This is a genomic window from Mesorhizobium sp. LMG 17147 (genome assembly GCF_024297145.1).
Taxonomy (GTDB): Bacteria; Pseudomonadota; Alphaproteobacteria; order Rhizobiales; family Rhizobiaceae; genus Mesorhizobium.
The window spans coordinates 63,057-83,686 of the sequence record NZ_JANCTC010000018.1; the positions used below are offsets into that span (position 1 = coordinate 63,057).

Genomic DNA, 20,630 nt, shown 5'->3' on the forward strand with positions numbered 1-20,630 from the left:
TATGCCGGCCGTGCTGATCGTCGTCGGCTACGGCCTGATCCCCGCCTATGCGTCGAGCTATCTCGTCGAGGCAATCCTGCTGCCTTTTCTGGCGCTCAGCCTGGCAGCGGTCGGTCTTAACCTGCTCACCGGCTATTGCGGGCAGCTTTCGCTCGGCTCTTCCGCCTTCATGGCGGTCGGTGCTTTTGCCGCCTACAATTTCAATCTGCGGATCGACGGACTGCCGCTGCCAGCGACCATGATCCTGGCCGGGATTTCGGCCGCCGGCATCGGCGTCGTGTTCGGATTGCCAAGCCTGCGGCTCCGCGGCTTCTATCTCGCCGTCTCGACGCTCGCCGCCCAGTTCTTCGTGCAATGGGCGCTGACCAAGTTCGGCTGGTTCTCCAACTACAACCCCTCCGGCGTGATTTCGGCGCCGCATCTCATCGTCGCTGGGTTCCCGCTCGACGGCGCCACCGGCCGCTACCTGCTTTCGGTCACTACGGTCATCGTGCTGACCGCCGTCGTCTGGCGTCTCGTCAACAGCGCGACCGGCCGCAACTTCATTGCCGTGCGCGACAACGAAACCGCGGCGCGCGTCATCGGTGTTCCGGTGCTGCGAACCAAGCTGCTGGCCTTCGCCATCTCGTCCTTCATTATCGGCGTCGCCGGTGTGCTGTGGGCCTTCACCTATCTGCGCACCGTAGAGCCGGCCGGCTTCAACCTCGACCGCTCCTTCCAGATCCTGTTCATCATCATCATCGGCGGGCTGGCTTCGATGCGCGGTGCGTTTCTGGGCGCGGCCTTCATCGTCGTCTTCCCGCTTCTTCTGTCCCGGATCGGCGCCTTCGCCTTTGGCGACCTGTTCGATTCGGGCGTGCTCGACATGAGCCAGCGCATCGTGCTCGGCGCCCTCATCATCATCTTCCTCATCGCGGAACCGAGCGGGCTGTCGGCCCTCTTCGACCGCCTGAAACGACGGATCGGCTAAGGTCCAGCTGAGCGCCGCTCGACATCCTCTCACGGACCCACACCTCAGGAGACGCAACTCATGACCTTCTTCAGTCATCTCAAGAAAGCGGCGATCGCCACGGCCTTCGTGCTCGGCGCGACGGCTGTCCACGCCGACGAACAGTATTTCCCCCTGCAGAGCTATCGCGTCGGCCCCTATGCCGCCGGCGGCACCGGCTTCTTCGGCGGCTTCATCGACTACCTCAATCTGATCAACATCCGCGACGGTGGCGTCAACGGCGTCAAGCTGACCTGGAGCGAAGGCGAGACCCAGTATGAGGTCGAGAAGGGCGTCGAGGTCTACGAACGGCTGAAGAGCAATCCGGATATTGCCGCCTGGAACCCGCTTTCGGTCGGCATCGCCTACGCCATGATCGACCGCATCACTGACGACAAGGTGCCGCTGATCACCATCAACCACGGCCGCACCGACACCACGGACGGGCGCGTGTTCCCTTACGTCTTCCCGCTGCTGCTCAATCCCTACAGCGAGACTTCCGGAATCGTGAACTACATCGCCTCCAGGGAAGGCAGCCTGGACAAGCTCAAGGGCAAGAAGATCGTGGTGCTCTATCACGGCTCGCCCTACGGCAAGGAGACGATCCCGATCTACGAGCTTTTGGCGCAGAAATACGGCTTCGAACTGTCGCAGATCGAGGTTCCGCATCCGGGCAACGAGCAGCAGGCACAATGGCTGACGATCCGTCGCGAGCGTCCCGACTATGTGGTGCTGCGCGGTTGGGGCGTGATGAACCCCGTAGCGCTGAAGACTGCGCAGAAGACCGGCTTCCCGGCCGATCACATTGTCGGCAATGTCTGGTCGAATTCGGAAGAGGACGTCATCCCCGCGGGCGATGCCGCCAAGGGCTATACGGCCATCACCACCCAGGCCTCGGGCGAGCAGTATCCGGTGGTCCAGGAGATCGTGAAAACGATCTACGGCGCCGGCAAGGGCAATCTCGAGGACAAGGGCCGCATCGGCTCGGTCTACCACAATCTCGGCATTGTCAATGGCATCCTCAATGTCGAGGCGGTCCGCATCGCACAGGCCAAGTTCGGCAACCGCACGCTGACCGGCGACGAAGTGCGCTGGGGCTTCGAGCATCTCAAGCTCGATCCGGCGCGCGTCGAGGCGCTCGGCGCCAAGGATCTGTTCCACTCGATCAATGTCTCCTGGGACAATCACGAGGGTGACGGCTACGTGACCTTCCAGCAGTGGGACGGCAAGAAGTGGAACGTCGTGTCTGACTGGATCGCGCCCGACTGGAGGCTGCTGCGCCCGATCATCGAGAAGTCGTCCGAGGCTTACGCCAAGGAGAAGGGCATCAAGATCCGCACGGCCGAGGACGCCGACGCAGTGGTCAGCAACTGAGTTTGAGTTTGCATGGCGCGGCCGACAAACTGGCCGGCCGCGCCATCCAGCTTCCCAGCGGAGTCATCGATGTCCAGCCCGGAAAACCCGATCCTGTCAGTTAGCAGCGTGGAAGCCGTCTACAACGGCGCCATCGCGGCCCTGCACGGCGTCGACCTGTCGGTCGGCAAAGGCGAGATCATCGCCTTGCTCGGCTCCAACGGCGCCGGCAAGACCACGCTGCTGCGCGCCGTATCCAATCTCCTCCCGGCCGAGCGCGGCGCCATTACCGCTGGTCGGATCACCTTCGATGGCGAGGATGTTTCAAGGGCAAGCCCCTCACAGCTCGTCCGCAGCGGCCTGGTCCAGGTCCTCGAGGGCCGGCATTGCTTCCGTTCGCTGACGGTCGAAGAGAACCTCTTCACCGGCGCGCTCGGGCGCTCGTCCTCTCGCACCGGCGTCAAGGCCGACCTCGATCGTGTCTATTCACTTTTCCCAAGGCTCGCCGAGAAGCGGCGAACCCGGTCCGGCCTCACTTCCGGGGGTGAGCAGCAGATGACGGCAATCGGCCGGGGCCTGATGTCGCGGCCGAAGCTCTTTGTTCTGGACGAGCCGTCGATGGGGCTCGCGCCGCTGATAGTCGACGAGATCTTCAGCGCCCTGAAACGGCTCAACCGCGACGAAGGCCTTTCGATCCTCGTTGCCGAACAGAATTCGGCGGTCGCGCTGAAATACGCCGACCGCGCCACCGTGCTCGAGAACGGCGTCAGCGTCCTCGAAGGATCGGCTGCCGACCTGCGCCGGCGCGCCGATATCAAGACCTACTATCTCGGCGGCTCGCCGCTTCCATCCGACCATTTCCCCAAGGAGACCGCAGCATGACCATCCAATCAAAGCAGCCGTCCGATATCCGCAGCGCCGTGCCACCGGTCGAGCGTCCGTCAGCCAAGGCGCATGTTATCAGGACCGACGCCGAGGCGATCGCTGTCGCCGAAAAACTGGCCGCCGAATTCGCCAAGGATGCCTCCAGGCGGGACCGTGAACGCATCTGGCCGACGGAAGAGCTCGATGCGTTTTCGCAGAGCGGCCTGTGGTCGATCAACGTGCCGAAAGCCTATGGCGGGCCGGAGCTCTCCTATGTGACGCTGTCGAAAGTGATCACCATCATCTCGGCGGCCGATCCGTCTCTGGGCCAGATTCCGCAGAACCATCTCGGCGTCGTCGCCGCCATCCGCACCGTCTCCGACGAGGCCCAGAAGAAGCTGCTATTCGCCGAGGTGTTGTCCGGCACGCGCTTCGGCAACGCGTTCTCCGAATTCGGCTCCAAGCGGGCGGCCGACTTCGAAACCAAGTTCGTCGACGCCGGTGACCATGTCGTCGTCAACGGCCAGAAATTCTATTCGAGCGGCGCGTTGCTCGCGCATCTGGTCCCGATCGTGGCGCTCGATGACGAGGGCCGCGCATGGTATGCCATCGCCGATCGCGGCGCGCCCGGACTGACGGTCATCGACGACTGGTCGAGCTTCGGCCAGAAGACGACGTTGTCCGGCACGGTCTTGCTCGACAATGTGAAGGTGCCGAAGACGCATCTGGTTCCCGGCTATAAGGGCTACGACCGGCCGACGGCCGACGGAGCCATCTTCCAGATCATCCAGGCCGCCGTCGATCTCGGCATCGCCAAGGCGGCGATCGACGAGACGGTCGATTTCGTGCGCACCAAGTCGCGCGCTTGGATAGACAGCGGCGTCGATCATGCCTGGCAGGATCCTTATACGATCCAGGCGATCGGCGACCTTCGTCTGCGCGCCAATGCGGCAGAGGCGGTTCTGGAAAAGGCCGGGCTTGCGGTCGATCGCGCCGTCGCCGACCCGGACGAGAAGACCGTCGCTGAAGCGCAGATCGCTGTGGCGGAGTCCAAGATCCTCACCACCGAGATCGCCATCAATGCCACGAACAAGCTGTTCGAACTCGCCGGCACACGCTCGACGCTGGCCGAGCACAATCTCGACCGGCATTGGCGCAACGCCCGCACCCACACGCTGCACGATCCGGTGCGCTGGAAATACGCGATCTTGGGCAACTACTACCTCAACGACGTCAATCCGCCTCTCCATGCCTGGAGCTGAGCAAGGCGCGTCAGGTCACAGAGGACTATTCATGAGCATTGCCACTCCCGACAGGATCAAGGTCCTGTGGTTTCTTCCGACCCATGGCGACAGCCGCTATCTCGGCACCTCCGAGGGGGGCAGGGCGGTCGATCTGCCCTATCTCACCCAGGTCGCCAAGGCGGCCGATGCCATCGGCTACTATGGCGCGCTGCTGCCGACCGGCCGTAGCTGCGAGGACAGCTGGGTCGTGGCGTCGGCACTGGCGCCGCTGACCCAGCGGCTTCGCTTCCTTGTCGCCGTCCGGCCGGGCCTGCAATCGCCGACGCTCGCCGCCCGCATGACCTCGACGCTCGACCGCATTTCCGGTGGACGACTGCTGATCAATGTGGTCACCGGCGGCGATCCGGTCGAGAACAAGGGCGACGGCATCTTCCTCAGCCATGACGAGCGCTATGAGGTGACGCGGGAATTCCTCGACATCTACAAGGCCGTGCTGCGCGGCGAAACCGTCGCTTTCGAAGGTAAGCATTTCCGCATCGAGGACGGCCGGCTGCTGTTTCCGCCCGTGCAGACGCCACATCCGCCGCTCTATTTCGGCGGCTCGTCCGATGCCGCTAACGCGGTCGCCGCGGAACAGATCGACAAATATTTGACCTGGGGCGAACCGCCGGCGGAGGTCGCGGCAAAGATTGCCCATGTGCGCGGTCTTGCCGAGAAAGCCGGGCGCCAGGTGACCTTCGGCATCCGGCTGCATGTCATCGTCCGCGAGACCAATGATGAGGCCTGGGCCGATGCCGACCGCCTGATCAGCCGCCTGGACGACAACACGATAACCGAGGCGCAGAAGGTTTTCGCGCGCATGGATTCCGTCGGCCAGTCGCGCATGAGCCGGCTTCATGGCGGCCGCCGCGACAAGCTCGAAATCAGTCCGAACCTGTGGGCTGGCGTTGGCCTGGTGCGCGGCGGCGCCGGCACCGCCCTGGTCGGCGATGCGGCGACAGTTGCGGAACGGATCGACGAATACCGGCGCATTGGCATCGATAGCTTTATCCTGTCCGGCTATCCGCATCTGGAGGAGGCCTATCGGTTCGGCGAACTGGTGTTGCTGTTGTTGCCGCTCGATCATGAAATCTCGACGCGCCCGACGGCAGTGAACATGGGACCGTTCGGCGAAACGGTGGCCGGCGACCATCGGCCTTCGGCACTGCGCGCGAGTCAGTCTTGAGCGCCAGAGACTTGGGCAGGGGACCGGTCGTAGCCATCATCGGTGGCGGCTTTTCCGGTGCGGCCACCGCGTTTCATCTTGCGCGGCTGCTGCCCGCCGGTGCTGCCGATATCGTGGTCGTCGAGCCCAGAGAGGGGCTCGGCTATGGTCTGGCCTACTCGACGGCCGATCCTTCACACCGCATCAATGTGCCGGCGTCGAGAATGACGCTGATCTCCGGCCAGGACAGCCACTTTGCCGATTGGCTGGAGCAGACCGGCGCGATTCTCGACGATGCCGAGGCTATTGCCGCAAATGGAGCACTCTACCCACAACGACGCGTTTTCGGGCGCTACGTGGAATCTTATCTACAACCCTTTCTGTTCGGCAAAGTGATCCGTCATGTCAGGTCCGCCGTCGCGTCAGTCGAGCTTAGTGGCCGGGCTACATCCTGATTCTCGCTGATGGAAGGACGCTCGCAGCCGACGCCCTAGTGATTGCGGCGACGCATCCGCCACCGGCCTTGCCATCGGCCCTGCGGTCTGTGGCTGCTGCTGCCCGGCTGGTGGCCAATCCCTATGATCTCGGAGGGCTGCAAGCGATCGGCCGCGACGACCAAGTGCTCGTAGTCGGCACTGGATTGACGTCGGCGGATATCATTGCCACGCTGGACCGCAATGGGCATCGTAGCCGCATCGTCGCGCTGTCACGTCATGGTTATCGTCCGCGCAGCCACGCGGTGCTCCCGGGCGACCCGATTGGTGATTTCATCAGTCTGCCTTCACGCAGCGCAACAGTGATGCTCAGACGCATCCGGGCCACGATCCTAGATGCCAAGCGTCGGGGCGAAGACTGGCACCCGGTCCTCGATGCCGTCCGACGTCAGGGACAAATCATCTGGCAGGCCCTGCCGCTCGACGAGCAACGCCGCCTCGTGCGCCATTTGCGCACGCTGTGGGATGTGCATCGCTTCCGCATCGCGCCACAGGTCGCGGACGTGCTCGATCGCCGCGTTGCCGAAGGCATGCTCGCCTATCGCGCCGCATCGATCGTCGGCGCCGAGCAGGTCGACGGGCGCATTCGGGTCACGCTGCGGCCAAGGCGCCAACCCACTCAGACAACCGAGACGTTCGACAGGGTGGTCGTCACGACCGGGCCGGCGCATGCCGATATTTTCCGGACCAACACAGCAATTGCCGATCTCGGGCGAATGGGACTGGTCCGGCTAGACCCGATTGGCCTTGGCCTGGCGACCGACAGCCAAGGCCGTGCGGTCAGCACTTCCGGCCGACCGACCGACAGCATTTTCGTCAGCGGGCCGCTGGCGCGCGGCAGCGTTGGCGAATTGATGGGAATTCCCGAAGTCACCGCGCATGCCGAGCGTATAGCCGCTGAAATCCACCAATGGCTTGGATACCAAACGGCGTTGCGTCGTAAGGCGTCGTGAAGCTGCAAACACGATGAGGCTATCCAGATGACACTCACCGAGCGTATTGCGAAGGTGGAAGCCCATCGTGTCGTAAATAGGCCACTGGTCGCGTGCCGCTCCTGGCGCTTTTAGCAGATCCGCTCGACCTCGGAGGTGCCGATCTCCATGCCCAGACTTCGCACCGGCGTCCACCGCTTTGATGACGATCCGAGACGATCAGCCCACCGCGGCGGGTCGAGAAAGCACTGGGCGGGAAGACGCCTACAGCGAGGCTGCTCGCCTTGTGGCGGCAGAGAGGGAAAGAATCTGCCGCCGGACATCGACTTCAGTGGTTTAGAGAAGGCGGCTCGGCAGCGACCTCTGCGTGAACCCAGACGCCTTGAAAAGCCCGATGCGTCCGGATTTTTGGCGGTGATCTTCATCAAATGCGATGAGCTGCAATTTCTGGCTACGGCCACGCTAAGGGCGGGCCTCCAGCACCATGTTGAACGGTGTCTCCGCGGCGCGACGCAATCGCTTGAAGCCGCCATCGGTCACCACCTTGCGCAGCCTCGCCTCACCGGGCTGGGCTCCAAGCGCGAGCCCGACTTCCTGCGACACGGACGCGGGCGTGCACACGAACGTGGAAGCGGCATAGTAAACGCGTCCGACGGGATTGAGGTTCGCCGCCAGATGATCATGCGCGAACGGCTCGACGATCATCCACGTGCCATCCGGCTTGAGCGATCCGTGGACATGGGTGGCGGCGCCCGTCGGGTCGCCCATGTCGTGAAGGCAATCGAAGAATGTGACGAGGTCGTAGGTTCCGGGATAGCTCTTGGCGGCCGCGACGTCGAACCGCGTGTTGACGCCGACGCCGGCTACCTCGGCCGCCTTGCGGGCGCGCTCAATCGAAGGGGCATGATAGTCGAAGCCGACGAAGCGCGAATTGGGGAAGGCCTGTGCCATGAGCACGGTCGATGCACCATGACCGCATCCAACATCCGCGACGTCCACGCCGCGTTCGAGCTTCTCGACGACGCCCTCCAAGGCCGGCAGCCAGGAGTCGATCAGATTGGCATTGTAGCCTGGACGGAAGAACCGTTCCGTACCGCGAAACAGACACGCGCTATGATCGTGCCACCCGACGCCATTGCCGGACTGGAATGCCTGCCTCACCTTTTCTTCATCGAGCCACAGCGCGGACAGGAACTCGAATGCGCCTGCCATGAAGGCCGGGCTGTCTTCATCGGCGAACACCAGCTCTTGCTCGGCGTTGAGATAGAATTTGTCGCTCGCTTCGGTGGTCGGCCCTGTCGCAGCAGGTATCCTAGGGCAGCCCGTCAGAACATCGATGACTCCGGTTGTGGTACCGGGGCGGGCGATCAGGGGCCAAGTGATTGTTCCGAGGCGGCTGTATGTTGTGTTAAGGTGATCATGCGAATTCTTGTTGGTCGGTCACGTGTTTTGCGGATGACCCGCATGTACTGTGCCAAATGAGAAAACCATTCAAACGCAATCCAGTAGATCTGACTGTATCCGACATTGTCGGAATTTGGACATCGCCGAACGCGAAGCGCTCGGGGCTTGTGACGATACTTGAGCGTGCTGCTTCGGAGGAGGGATGCGCCTCGAACCGGCCGCGAGGCCTTTTTCTGGCAACGGATATTCCGGCCGGGTTAGGCCGCGAGGAAAGCGACGGTGAATAAGAGGTAGAGGACCAACCGTTTTGAGCGGGTAGTTGCCGTGTTGCGCCCCCACGCAAAGGCCAGCACCACGGAGCAGTATTTCTGGTGGCGACACTACAACGCCTTTAAGTGCCGGTTACCCGTTTTTACCCGATGCTGGATACGACTACAACGACTCCTTCCCGAGCCTGCGTGCGGCGCTTACCTGGAAGATGGAAGCCGGTCAGATCGCAACGGGGGAGGGCGGCCAGATCTGGGCAATCCCGCATGCATTTGAGAACATCCAGCTGTTCTACCGCAACGATACCTTGGAGAAGTATAACATCGCGGTTCCGACGTCTCCGCCGGAAATGGCAAAGGCGTGCGAACAACTCAAAGCCGCCGATCCTTCCATCACGCCGTTGGGGGTGCGAGGCGTGCGTTTCTGGAGCAGTATCCACACCGCCGCAGTCTCGATCGCCCGCTCCTACGGTGTCCACGATTTTGTCGTCACGGACGGCAAGCTCGACACGGGACTGGCTTCGCCGGAATCGATCGCGTTCCACAAGGATTACGTGGACATGATCAAGAAGTGCGCGGCTCCTTCCTTCGCCAATGATAACTGGTACGAGTTCGTGGACGGCATCTCTTCCGGCCGCACCGCGATGGCGATCGACTCAAATATGTTCGGCTTCTGGAACGATGTTGCGGGGAAGCCGGCATCCGGCAAGATCGCCTTCGCTCCGCCGCTGCACGCACCGAGCGCCACGAGCTTCGATTCTAACATCTGGATCTGGGCTCTCGCCATGAACGCGGCTTCCGAAAAGAAGGGCACGGCCTGGCTGTTCATCCCGTGGGCCACCTCCAAGCAGGTGGCGCTCAAGGGTGCCCTTGCCGGCCAGCTCGTCAATCCGCCGCGCACGTCGACCTGGCAGGACGACACCTGGACTAAGTACGCTTCGCAGCCCGAGTTCAACAACTTCGTTGACAGCTTCAAAAAGACACAGGACCACGCCGCGCTGGCTTTCACACCGCGTGTCGGCTTCGGCGAAGCCATGAACGCATGGGCCGTGGCGATGCAGAAGATGGTAAACGGCGATGACGTCGAGACGACGTTGAGGGCGCTTGCCGAAGAAATCCGCACTGGCCTCTGATCAAAAGGAACAGGGCAGTACTATTGCACTGCCCTGTTCCCGCCAACGGCGGAGATCACGCCGTGTCACCCCAAGCACTTAAACCCAGCGTGCCGATGGCAGCCGAAGGACCTGGCGCGCGCGCCTCGTCCGGTTCGGCTTCGCTGGAGGGGCGTTCCATCGACTGTTTCAGCCTTGCAATCATCCAGGCGCTGGCCAAAAGCCAGATGGAGCGCCGGCTCAGGAACCGGCGCAAAAACTCGAGCCTGCCGGCGCTGATCGAGCTGGTGCTGGCGCGGCCGCTGGTGTCGGCAGGTCTGGTCGCGGCCGAGCTGAAAATTAGCCAGCGCGCTGCGCTCGGGCTGGTGCCGAACTCGGCATCCGTGAGGTGACCGGCAGGGGGCGCTACCGGACGTGGGGCCCCGTTTAGCTGCGGCGGGCTTTGGCGAAAGCGACAGCACTGATGACTTTTGCTGTACGCTCATTCTCCCTCATCTGCGCGTTGACAGAAAACCAGCAGCCGAGGGTCACAGCACGCTGTGCTCCCGCGATTTCCGGAAAACCAATGAAGAACGACTTTGATCTATCGCGCGGGACGTATCATTCAACCATGTCGAGAACGGGCGTGACGGCACGTACACTATGGACCGAGAGAACTTTGTCTGGCGACTTTGCGCACGCCTGCAGAACTCTTCGGAAAACTTCCTTCTGCTGATCCAATGATCGTAATGAGCTGGAGTGGCATCGCCGCTCTCCCCGGTTCTTGCTCTCTCAGTTGAACTTGATGCTAGCCTGCACGAACACGCCGTAGCGCTTTGCCTTCCAATCGTCGGCCTGCGGGGAACCACGACCGCCCATTGCCTCTTCGAAATGAGCGGTGCCGTTATTCGCCACGGCCCAGTAGCGGGCGCCGACGCCGATGTTGAACAAATCCGTGACCTTGTAGTTCAACACCGCCTCGAGCTGGACGCCATGCCCATCGCCGTCTTCGGGAATTAGCTTGATCTTGGGGCGCATGTGGTGCTGATCTTTGCCGTCGAGCCGCGTGAAGAGGAACGCCACGTCACCAGAAAGGCTGAGTCGCGCGGTGAGTTGCGTCTGCCCGGCCAAGCCGAGTCGCAGCGAATGCCAATCGTTGTCCTGGCTGATGAGGTTGACGTAGGTCGGGACGGTTGGCACACAGGTCCTCCAGTTGGTCGCCTGCTGCGTGCAACCGAAAGCGTCGTAGCTCTCGTGCCAGAAATTGTTGCCAACAAAAGCACCGATGCGGTAGCGCGGCGCGTTCAAGAAATTATATCCAAGATCGGCGGTGAAATAGCTGACGCCGCCCCCGCGCTGATCACTGAATGTGTTTGAGTAGCCCCCCCATTTCCGTAAGAAGTCCTCGTCATGAGAAAACCCTCCCTGATGCCGCCGGCACCGAGGAGGCCTTTACGAAAATGCCAGTCGGATTGTGGATCGCGTTGAAGAAGACTTCACTCGAATGCGCGTCTAGATCGTCATAGGTGAGCCGCGAGACCGGTGACGTACCTTTATGATTGTAAAGGTCCTTCGATGCTTGCCGGTACTGGGCCAGTAGCGTAGTCCACCCTCGAACGAAAAGACTGAGGCCGCCGCCCCGGCTACCGACGCCGACTCGAAATCACCGGCACTCGACGGCGGTTCGGAACTCCTCGGTGCCGCAGCGCCGGCAAAGGCGGACGGGCCTGGCGAAAAACTCTTCGTCGAGGGCAAGGTATCAGCTGCTTCGCCCGGACGCGCCGACGATTTTTCCTGGCCGCCAAGGAAGCAGCCTGCGGCGCCGGCCGTGCCCGAAACGACCACCGCGATCACTCCGTAAACCTGCCGGGCGGCCGCGCAAGTAGGAGACGGTCTCAGCGCGGCAGCACGCTCGATCCCATCAGCGCCTCGTCGATCGAACGCGCTGCCTGACGGCCCTCGCGGATCGCCCAGACGACCAGCGATTGACCGCGGCGCACATCGCCCGCCGCATAGAGCTTTTCGACGCTGGTCTTGTAGTCGCGATCATTGGCCTCGACATTGTTCGAGCGGCGGCTGTCGATGGCGATCTTCATCTGGCCAGCCAACTCCGAGACCGGCCCGACGGCGGCCGGCCCGGCGAAGCCGATAGCGATGAAGGCGAGATCCGCACGGATGACGAATTCCGTGCCGGCGATCGGCTTGCGCTTTTCATCGACCTCGCAGCATTTGACGCCGGTCAGCGCGCCGTCCTCGCCGATGAATTCGAGCGTCGCCACCTGGAACTCGCGCTCGGCGCCTTCCGCCTGCGAGGACGAGGTGCGCATCTTCGTCGCCCAGTAGGGCCAGACCGAAAGCTTGTCCTCCTTTTCCGGCGGCTGCGGCCGGATGTCGAGCTGGGTGACACGTACGGCGCCCTGGCGGAAGGCGGTGCCGACGCAGTCGGAGGCGGTGTCGCCGCCGCCGACGACGACGACATGCTGGCCGCCGGCGACGATCGGCGGCGACGGCCACGCCACCGATTGGATCGACTCGCCGCCGATGCGCTTGTTCTGCTGCACCAGGTAAGGCATCGCGTCATGCACGCCGTCGAGATCGTCGCCGGGAATGTTGGCCGGGCGCGGCGTTTCCGAACCGCCGCAATAGAGCACCGCATCATATTCGGCGAGCAACTCCGCCACCGGCTTGTCGACGCCGACATTGATCCCGCAATGGAAGCTCACGCCCTCGCCTTGCATCTGCTCGATACGCCGGTCGATATAGTGCTTCTCGATCTTGAAGTCGGGGATGCCGTAGCGCATCAGCCCGCCCGGCCGGCTCTCGCGTTCATAGACGTGAACGTCGTGGCCGGCACGGCCAAGCTGCTGGGCGGCCGCCATGCCGGCCGGCCCCGAGCCAATGATTGCGACGCGCCTGCCGGTCTTCCTTTCCGGCGGATAGGGTCGGATATGACCGGTTTCATAGGCCTTGTCGGCGATCGCCTGCTCGATCGTCTTGATGGCGACCGGAATATCCTCGAGGTTCAGCGTGCAGGCTTCCTCGCAAGGCGCCGGACAGATGCGGCCGGTGAATTCCGGGAAATTATTGGTCGAATGCAGGTTGCGGATCGCATTGTCCCAGTCGCCATTGTAGACGAGGTCGTTCCAGTCCGGGATCTGGTTGTGGACCGGGCAGCCGGTCGGCCCGTGGCAGTACGGAATGCCGCAATCCATGCAGCGCGCGGCCTGTTTCTCGACCTCCTTGTCCGACATCGGCAGCGTGAACTCGCGAAAATGCCGGATGCGGTCGGAAGCCGGCTGGTACTTGTGCACCTGCCGGTCGATCTCGAGAAACCCTGTTACCTTGCCCATAGTCCAGTCCCTGCTGTCCAGATGGCGCGCTCGACGACGCACCCGTTAACCTCATAAGGCAGCCATGGCAACCTTCAGTCCGAGGCCAGGATTGTTGATGAAGGCATCGACCGGGAAGCTTTGCTTCCCGGCAATCCCAATACCTATTCCGCCGCAACGCCCATGCGCATGCGTTCCATTTCGATCAGCGCGCGGCGGTATTCGACCGGCATGATCTTCCGGAATTTCGGCCGGAAAGTCGCCCAGTTGTCGAGGATCTCGCGGCCGCGCACCGAACCTGTGTAATGGACGTGGTTCGAGATCAGCTGATAGAGCCGCTCCTCATCATGGCTGGTCATGTCGCCGGACACGTCGACGCGGCCTTTGTGATCGAGGTCGCCGCCATGATGGAGCAGTTTCTCCATCAGGTCGTCTTCTTCGGGAACGGGTTCCAGTTCGACCATCGCCATGTTGCAGCGCTCGGCGAAATCACCCACCTCGTCGAGCACATAGGCGACGCCGCCCGACATGCCGGCGGCAAAGTTGCGGCCGGTCTGCCCGATGACGACGACAATGCCGCCGGTCATGTACTCGCAGCCATGGTCGCCAACACCTTCGACGACGGCGGCGACGCCCGAATTGCGAACCGCAAAACGCTCGCCGGCGACGCCGCAGAAATAGGCCTCGCCCTCGGTCGCGCCGTAGAGCACCGTGTTGCCGACGATGATCGACTCGGCTGCGACGATCTTCGTGTTCTCAGGCGGGCGGATGACGATGCGTCCGCCCGACAGGCCCTTGCCGACGTAGTCGTTGGCGGCACCGACCAGCTCGAACGAAACCCCACGCGCCAGGAAGGCGCCGAAGGACTGGCCGGCGGTGCCGGTGAGTTTTACCGAGATCGTGTCCTCGCGCAGGCCCTTGTGCCTGAAGCGCTTTGCCACTTCGCCCGACAGCATGGCGCCGGTCGAACGGTCGACATTGCGGATCGGCAGCTCGATGCTGACCGGCTGCCTGGCTTCAAGCGCCGGCTTGGCCAACTCGATCAGCTTGCGGTCGAGCACGTCGTCGATCGGATGCTTCTGCCGCTCGGTCCAGTGCACCGCCTCATGCGGGGCATCCGGCTTGAAGAACATCTTGCTGAAATCGAGCCCGCGCGCCTTCCAGTGCTGGATCAGCGCCCGCTTCTCCAGGAGTTCGGTGTCGCCGATGATCTGGTCGAGATGGGTGTAGCCCATCTCGGCGAGCAGCGCCCGGACCTCTTCCGCCACATAGAAGAAGAAGTTGATGACGTGTTCCGGCGTGCCCTTGAAGCGCTTGCGCAACACCGGATCCTGCGTCGCGACGCCGACCGGGCAGGTGTTGAGATGGCACTTGCGCATCATGATGCAGCCGGCCGCGATCAGCGGCGCGGTCGAGAAGCCGAATTCGTCGGCGCCAAGCAGCGCGCCGATGACGACGTCGCGCCCGGTGCGCAGTCCGCCATCGACCTGCAGCGCGACGCGCGACCTGAGGCCGTTGAGCACCAGCGTCTGGTGCGTCTCGGCAAGGCCCATCTCCCACGGGCTGCCGGCGTGCTTGAGCGAGGTCAGCGGCGATGCGCCGGTGCCGCCGTCATAGCCGGAAATCGTGATGTGATCGGCGCGCGCCTTGGCGACGCCGGCCGCAACCGTGCCGACACCGACTTCCGAGACCAGCTTGACCGAGACATCGGCCGCCGGGTTGACGTTCTTGAGGTCGTAGATGAGCTGCGCCAGATCCTCGATCGAGTAGATGTCGTGATGCGGCGGCGGCGAGATCAGGCCGACGCCGGGCGTCGAATGCCTGACCTTGGCAATGGTGGCATCGACCTTGTGACCGGGCAGCTGACCGCCCTCGCCGGGCTTCGCTCCTTGCGCCACCTTGATCTGCATCACATCGGAGTTCACCAGATACTCCGCCGTCACGCCGAAACGCCCGGAAGCGACCTGCTTGATCGCCGAACGCTCGGGGTTCTTGCCGCCGTCCGGCAGCGGCAGGTAACGGTCGGCCTCTTCGCCGCCCTCGCCGGTGTTCGACTTGCCGCCGATGGTGTTCATGGCGCGCGCCAGCGTGGTGTGCGCTTCCCTGGAGATCGAGCCGAAGGACATCGCACCGGTCGAGAACCGCTTGACGATATCGGCAGCCGACATGACCTCGTCGAGCGCGACCTTCTTGCGCCCGGTTTCTTCGGCCAGCCTGATCTTGAACAGGCCGCGAATGCTCTGCGCCCGCGCCGTCTCGCTGTCGATCTGAGCGGAATAGTCCTTGAACGTCTGCCACGATCCCTGGCTCACGGCGTGCTGCAGGGTGGCCACCGCATCGGGCGACCAGATATGCGCTTCGCCGCGCATGCGGAACATGTATTCGCCGCCGACCTCGAGGCTGTTGCGCAGCACCGGGTCGTTGCCGAAGCCGTCGGCGTGGCGGTTGACCGTTTCGGCCGCGATCTCTTCCAGCCCGACGCCTTCGATCAGCGTCGCGGTGCCGGTGAAATATTTTTGCACGAAGTCGGTCTTCAGCCCGATGGCGTCGAAGATCTGCGCGCCGCAATAGGACTGGTAGGTCGAGATGCCCATCTTCGACATCACCTTGAGAATGCCCTTGCCGATCGACTTGATGTAGCGGGAGACGACCTCATTGGCGTCGACTTCGGCCGGCAGCTCGCCGCGCTTGTGCATGTCGAGCAGCGTGTCGAAGGCGAGATAGGGATTGATCGCCTCGGCGCCATAGCCCGCAAGGCAGCAGAAATGATGCACCTCGCGCGGTTCGCCGGACTCGACGACCAGCCCCACCGACGTGCGCAATCCCTTGCGGATCAGATGATGGTGGACCGCCGCCGTCGCCAGCAATGCCGGGATGGCGATGCGGTCCGGCCCGAGCTGACGGTCGGACAGGATGATGATGTTGTAGCCGCCGGCGACCGCCGCCTCGGCGCGCTCGCACAGCCGGTCGATGGCGCCCTGCATGCCGGCCGCGCCTTCGTTCGAAGCATAGGTGATGTCGATCGTCTTGGTGTCGAAACGGTCCTCGGTGTGACCGATGGAGCGGATCTTCTCCAGATCGCCATTGGTCAGGATCGGCTGGCGCACTTCGAGCCGCTTGCGACGCGAATTGCCGACGAGATCGAAGATGTTCGGCCTCGGCCCGATGAACGACACCAGGCTCATCACCAGTTCCTCGCGGATCGGGTCGATCGGCGGGTTGGTGACCTGGGCGAAGTTCTGCTTGAAATAGGTGTAGAGCAGCTTCGATCTGTCCGACATCGCCGAAATCGGCGTGTCGGTGCCCATCGAGCCGACCGCTTCCTGGCCGGTGGTCGCCATCGGCGACATCAACAGCTTGGTGTCTTCCTGGGTAAAGCCGAACGCCTGCTGGCGATCGAGCAGGCTGACGTCCCTGCGCAGCGCCCGCGGCTCGACCGGCTTCAGGTCTTCGAGGATGAGCTGGGTGTTGGCGAGCCAGCTCTTGTAGGGATGCCTGGTCGCGATCTCCGACTTGATCTCCTCGTCGGAAACGATGCGACCCTTCTCCAGGTCGATCAAAAGCATGCGGCCGGGCTGCAGCCGCCACTTCTTGACGATCCTTTCCTCCGGCACCGGCAGCACGCCGGCTTCCGAGGCCATGATGACGCGATCGTCGTCGGTAACGATGTAGCGCGCCGGGCGCAGCCCGTTGCGGTCGAGTGTGGCGCCGATCTGGCGGCCGTCGGTGAAGGCCACCGCCGCCGGCCCGTCCCACGGCTCCATCAGGGCGGCGTGGTATTCGTAAAAGGCCTTGCGATCTTGATCCATCAGCTTGTTGCCGGCCCAGGCCTCGGGGATCAGCATCATCATCGCGTGGGCGAGCGAGTAGCCGCCCTGCGTCAAGAACTCGAGCGCATTGTCGAAACAGGCGGTGTCCGACTGCCCCTCATAGGAGATCGGCCACAGCTTGGAGATGTCGTTGCCGAACAGTTCGGAATCGACCGAGGCCTGCCGCGCCGCCATCCAGTTGACGTTGCCGCGCAGCGTGTTGATCTCGCCATTGTGGGCGACCATGCGATAGGGATGCGCCAGCTTCCACGACGGGAAGGTGTTGGTCGAGAAACGCTGGTGGACGAGGATCAGCGCCGTCTCGAAACGCGGATCGGTCAGATCCTTGTAATAGGCGCCGACCTGATAGGCCAGGAACATGCCCTTGTAGACGATGGTCCGCGATGACATCGACACGACGTAGAAGCCATTGTCGACGCCCTTGGTCTCTTCATGGATACGACCGGAAATGACCTTGCGCAGGATGTAGAGCCGCCGCTCGTAATCGTCGTCGCTCTCGATCTCGGCGCCACGGCCGAGGAACACCTGCCGCTGGACCGGTTCGGAAGCAGCGATATCAGGCGCCTTTGACAGCGATGAATTGTCGACCGGCACGTCGCGAAAGCCGAGTAGCGGCTGGCCTTCGAGCTGCGCGACCTCGGCGATGATGCCTTCGATATGCGCCTGAAGCTCAGGATCGCGCGGCATGAACACATGGCCGACGGCGTAATGGCCGGGCTTGGGCAGTTCGACGCCCTGGCTGGCCATCTCCTCGCGGAAGAAGCGGTCGGGAAGCTGCACCAGCACGCCGGCGCCGTCGCCCATCAGCGGGTCGGCGCCGACGGCGCCGCGATGCGTCAGATTTTCGAGCACCGCCAGGCCGTCCGTGACGATTTGATGCGACTTCACGCCCTTCATATTGACGATGAAGCCGACGCCGCAGGCATCGTGCTCGTTGCGCGGATCGTAGAGGCCGTGGGCGGCGAACCCGGTAGGGGTCCGCCCGATCCTGGTCAGGCCAGTGGCGATGGACGGATTTTTGACGGCTGGCGCTTTCGTCTGCGCGGCCGGGCCGTTCGTCGCAGATGGCGTCACTTCCGTCATCGTCATGTCCTCCGTTCTTGCCTGGCGCAGAGACAGGCGGTCGGCTGCGTCCCCCGTCTTCCCGGGATCGGTGGGCAGCGCCGAGCTTCATGTTGCCAGCCTTACTCCAGTGCCATCTTTGACGGGTCCGGGAGACCCTTAGCGGCAGTATGTTTTGGTGAGTTGATCAGGCACGTCTTCTCCTTGCTCGGTCACGTGTTTGCGGATAACGGCGAGGCTGGGCTGGACGCCTGGGCCGGCCTATTTGTACAACCACGTCAGGGAAATGGACGAATTGGCCAGTAAGCCATTCGACTATCGCCCCTCTTTGGTTTCCTCCTTGGCCGCCCCCTTTCACCTTTTGGGAAAATCCTCTTGCGGAGCCACACAGAGAGCGCCGTAACAAACCTTCTCACCCTTGTAGTTGGCCAGAGCCTGCAGCAACTCGGGTAGAAGGTGCTGTTTCAGGTCGTCCGAGACAGGCTCCGGACCCTCCAGCGCTTTCAGTGTCTGCTCGAGCAACTCGATGGCGCGATCTTTGTTGCCGCTCTCATGATAGTACTGAGCGACCACCGGATAAGACAGGAACTTAGAGCCGCCGCCTTGCGGCAGTGCCACGATGTGTTTGGACAGCTCTTCGCCCATCGCGAAGCGCTCAGCAGACGGAAAGCCGGAATAATCAAAGCCCGGCGCGAAGAGTTGGTATAGCGCCCAATACATCCATCCCTCGGACTTTCTGTCGATCGCGTCGCGAACGAATTGGCGCATTACGGGCAAGCCGGCCTGCATGTCGCGCATTCTGTGAAGCAACAGATTGACATGACTCACTCGGAAGTTGAGTTTGTCCGGTATCAAGGCGATGCCTTCTTCAATCGCCGAGAGCGCCGTCTTCCAATCCTCGGCCTCCATTGCCGGCCGAAGTTTGTCGTATATGGGCTTGGTCAGCGCTTGTTCGCGCGCTATGGTTTCGCCTTCCGCAATCCGCTCCGTATCGGCGGATTTTGCCTGATCGCTGGTGCGCCAGCTGCCGTTAAGCACCTTCGGCAAAACCTCATCGAGTTGCGTCGGATGACCGATAAAGGCGATGTGGCCGTCTCGGTCGACCACGAACGAGGTCGGGACCCCGTAAGAAAAGCTGGGCTCCATCCAAAGCTTGTCCATTTCGCCTGTGGAGTCGAATGCGATCCGATAGTTCAGATTCGGGAATTTTTCGGTCAACCAAGCGTCCAACGTGCTTCGGGCCTCGTCGGCCGTTGGAGCGTCTTCAGAAGCCGCGACTCCGACGATCTCAACGCCGTTGTCCTTGTATTTCTCCTGCAACTGGATCAGATGGGGCATCCCGTCCACACACGGGCCGCACCAAGTTGCCCAAAATTCGACTATGCACACTTTGCCGGGCTCAAAGCTGGTGAGGGGCTCGCCACGCAGCCAGTTCTCGACTTTAATCGAAGGAGCCGGGGACTCCATCTGCAATACCACGTTGCGGTCCAAAGCTATTTCCAAAGGTTTCTGCACCAGCTGGTTTCCTCTCAGAGACGGCACACGGGTTCAGGGAGGAGCGGATCGCTCGTCTTGCCCCATTGAGTGCAGTCACAGTCACTCAGTCTCAAAAGCCATGCCAACGCGCTCAGCGCGCAGTTAGCGCCCATTGCTTCGAAAAACCTCGACAGTGCCCAGATGTTGGTTGTAATGAACCTGACATTTGTCTGACGCTGTCAGCTTTTGGACACGCGATCACGCGCTTCGTGCCGCCAGAAGGCCAGGCCGAGCCCTGTGTTGCCAGCGGTCGCTTCGATGATTGTACCGCCCCGCGCGAGCTGGCCACGCTGTTCGGCATTAACGATCATCGACAACGCAATGCGATCCTTGATCGATCCGCCGGGATTCTGGCTTTCGAGCTTGACGAAGAGACGACACCTGCCGGTATCGAAGCTCTTCAGTTCGACGACCGGCGTCTCCCCAATCAGATCGAGCACTGACGCAAATGGCGGACGCAGGCGAGAGGACGCCTTTGTCGACGGTCGGCGGAACATCTCGAGGCTCATGCGGCTGCGGTCTCCAGAATGTCGGCATAGTGCCGTTGCGCAGCATCGGGATGCGAGCGCAGTCGGCTCTTCAGCAGTTGCGGAACAGTGCATTGTCGGGGTCGCTGGCGGGGCACCCGCTTCGGCAGCCGTTCAGGCGGCAGGTCAAGAAACCGTATGTCGGCATCAAGCCGCGCGCCGAAGAAGAAGGGAATCGAAACAGTGCCCTTCGAAAGACCCAGGGCAACGGAAATCATTGCATCGGGCGAGTTCATGCGCCTGAAGCAGCGCTGCCTGCAACTGCTTCATAGCGACAGGCGGGCGAGACTCTAGCGAGGCTTTCGCCGCTTGGTTGATTGAGGCTCTCGACGAAGCCACCAAGATTCGGCGGCCGATAATAGCTTGCTGCTCATTGGGACGTCGACCAACGCCGGGATTGAGAAAGGCAACCCTGCCCCACAAGGCGGGTGTCACACGTGCGGTGCGTCCGCTCGTCACGCCGGATGGTTTTTGAGACCTGGGTTCACGGCTAATCAGATGCACCC

At 62.6% G+C, this 20,630-nt stretch carries 13 protein-coding genes and 4 pseudogenes; 10 read left to right on the plus strand and 7 right to left on the minus strand.

Features of this window, described 5'->3' with window-relative positions; genetic code table 11:
* The first annotated feature begins 1 nt into the window (after position 1).
* From NMG46_RS24320 to NMG46_RS24350, 7 genes are all read left to right on the plus strand, one after another.
* Positions 2-970, plus strand: coding sequence for a branched-chain amino acid ABC transporter permease (locus NMG46_RS24320; protein WP_254820032.1), 969 nt, complete (start codon positions 2-4; stop codon positions 968-970).
* Positions 971-1,030: 60 nt separating this feature from the next.
* Positions 1,031-2,362, plus strand: a complete 1,332-nt coding sequence (locus NMG46_RS24325) for an ABC transporter substrate-binding protein (protein ID WP_254820033.1) — start codon at positions 1,031-1,033, stop codon at positions 2,360-2,362.
* A 69-nt stretch (positions 2,363-2,431) separates the two neighbouring features.
* The gene (locus NMG46_RS24330) at positions 2,432-3,223 is read left to right on the plus strand and encodes an ABC transporter ATP-binding protein (protein ID WP_029356683.1); all 792 of its coding nucleotides are present in this window, start codon (positions 2,432-2,434) and stop codon (positions 3,221-3,223) included.
* The gene (locus NMG46_RS24335; protein WP_029356681.1) at positions 3,220-4,467 is read left to right on the plus strand and encodes an SfnB family sulfur acquisition oxidoreductase; all 1,248 of its coding nucleotides are present in this window, start codon (positions 3,220-3,222) and stop codon (positions 4,465-4,467) included. Before NMG46_RS24330 ends, NMG46_RS24335 begins: the two co-directional genes overlap by 4 nt.
* Positions 4,468-4,498: 31 nt before the next feature.
* Positions 4,499-5,674, plus strand: coding sequence for an FMNH2-dependent alkanesulfonate monooxygenase (gene ssuD, locus NMG46_RS24340; RefSeq protein ID WP_254820034.1), 1,176 nt, complete (start codon positions 4,499-4,501; stop codon positions 5,672-5,674).
* Positions 5,671-6,108 carry an FAD-dependent oxidoreductase gene (locus NMG46_RS24345; protein WP_254820035.1) on the plus strand — a complete coding sequence of 146 codons (438 nt, stop codon included), beginning with the start codon at positions 5,671-5,673 and terminating at the stop codon, positions 6,106-6,108. The genes ssuD and NMG46_RS24345 overlap by 4 nt, the downstream gene beginning before the upstream one ends.
* A gap of 89 nt (positions 6,109-6,197) precedes the next feature.
* Entirely contained in the window at positions 6,198-7,100 is a 903-nt protein-coding gene (locus NMG46_RS24350; RefSeq protein WP_254820036.1) for an FAD/NAD(P)-binding protein, read from the plus strand.
* Between the two features lie 441 nt (positions 7,101-7,541).
* Here the strand turns inward: NMG46_RS24350 and NMG46_RS24355 are convergent.
* Positions 7,542-8,363 (minus strand): annotated as a pseudogene (locus NMG46_RS24355) (class I SAM-dependent methyltransferase); the annotation flags it as partial.
* Positions 8,364-8,961: 598 nt separating this feature from the next.
* Here NMG46_RS24355 and NMG46_RS24360 point away from each other — a divergent pair.
* Positions 8,962-9,882 (plus strand): extracellular solute-binding protein, encoded by a 921-nt coding sequence (locus NMG46_RS24360; RefSeq protein ID WP_084831568.1) that lies wholly within the window; start codon positions 8,962-8,964, stop codon positions 9,880-9,882.
* A 62-nt stretch (positions 9,883-9,944) separates the two neighbouring features.
* Positions 9,945-10,253 carry a helix-turn-helix domain-containing protein gene (locus NMG46_RS30020; RefSeq protein ID WP_236473435.1) on the plus strand — a complete coding sequence of 103 codons (309 nt, stop codon included), beginning with the start codon at positions 9,945-9,947 and terminating at the stop codon, positions 10,251-10,253.
* A 379-nt stretch (positions 10,254-10,632) separates the two neighbouring features.
* On the opposite strand, the pseudogene NMG46_RS24370 reads toward NMG46_RS30020, so the two are convergent.
* A pseudogene (locus NMG46_RS24370) lies at positions 10,633-11,151 on the minus strand (hypothetical protein); the annotation flags it as partial.
* 355 nt (positions 11,152-11,506) lie between these two features.
* On the opposite strand from NMG46_RS24370, the pseudogene NMG46_RS24375 reads away from it, so the two are divergent.
* A pseudogene (locus tag NMG46_RS24375) lies at positions 11,507-11,701 on the plus strand (DUF459 domain-containing protein); the annotation flags it as partial.
* Positions 11,702-11,735: 34 nt separating this feature from the next.
* Here NMG46_RS24375 and NMG46_RS24380 read toward each other — a convergent pair.
* The 5 genes and pseudogenes from NMG46_RS24380 to NMG46_RS24400 form a co-directional block, all read right to left on the minus strand.
* Positions 11,736-13,190: a glutamate synthase subunit beta gene (locus NMG46_RS24380; RefSeq protein WP_029356665.1), complete on the minus strand. Its 1,455-nt coding sequence runs from the start codon at positions 13,188-13,190 to the stop codon at positions 11,736-11,738.
* A 143-nt stretch (positions 13,191-13,333) separates the two neighbouring features.
* A complete protein-coding gene (gltB, locus tag NMG46_RS24385) occupies positions 13,334-18,082 on the minus strand; it encodes a glutamate synthase large subunit (RefSeq protein ID WP_254820038.1) in 4,749 nt (1,582 codons plus the stop codon).
* Between the two features lie 333 nt (positions 18,083-18,415).
* On the minus strand, positions 18,416-19,528 hold the full coding sequence (locus tag NMG46_RS24390; protein ID WP_051695610.1) for a TlpA disulfide reductase family protein: 1,113 nt from the start codon (positions 19,526-19,528) through the stop codon (positions 18,416-18,418).
* Between the two features lie 290 nt (positions 19,529-19,818).
* A pseudogene (locus NMG46_RS24395) lies at positions 19,819-20,094 on the minus strand (pyridoxal-phosphate dependent enzyme); the annotation flags it as partial.
* A gap of 8 nt (positions 20,095-20,102) precedes the next feature.
* Entirely contained in the window at positions 20,103-20,360 is a 258-nt protein-coding gene (locus NMG46_RS24400) for a hypothetical protein (RefSeq protein WP_029356656.1), read from the minus strand.
* Positions 20,361-20,630: the final 270 nt, after the last annotated feature.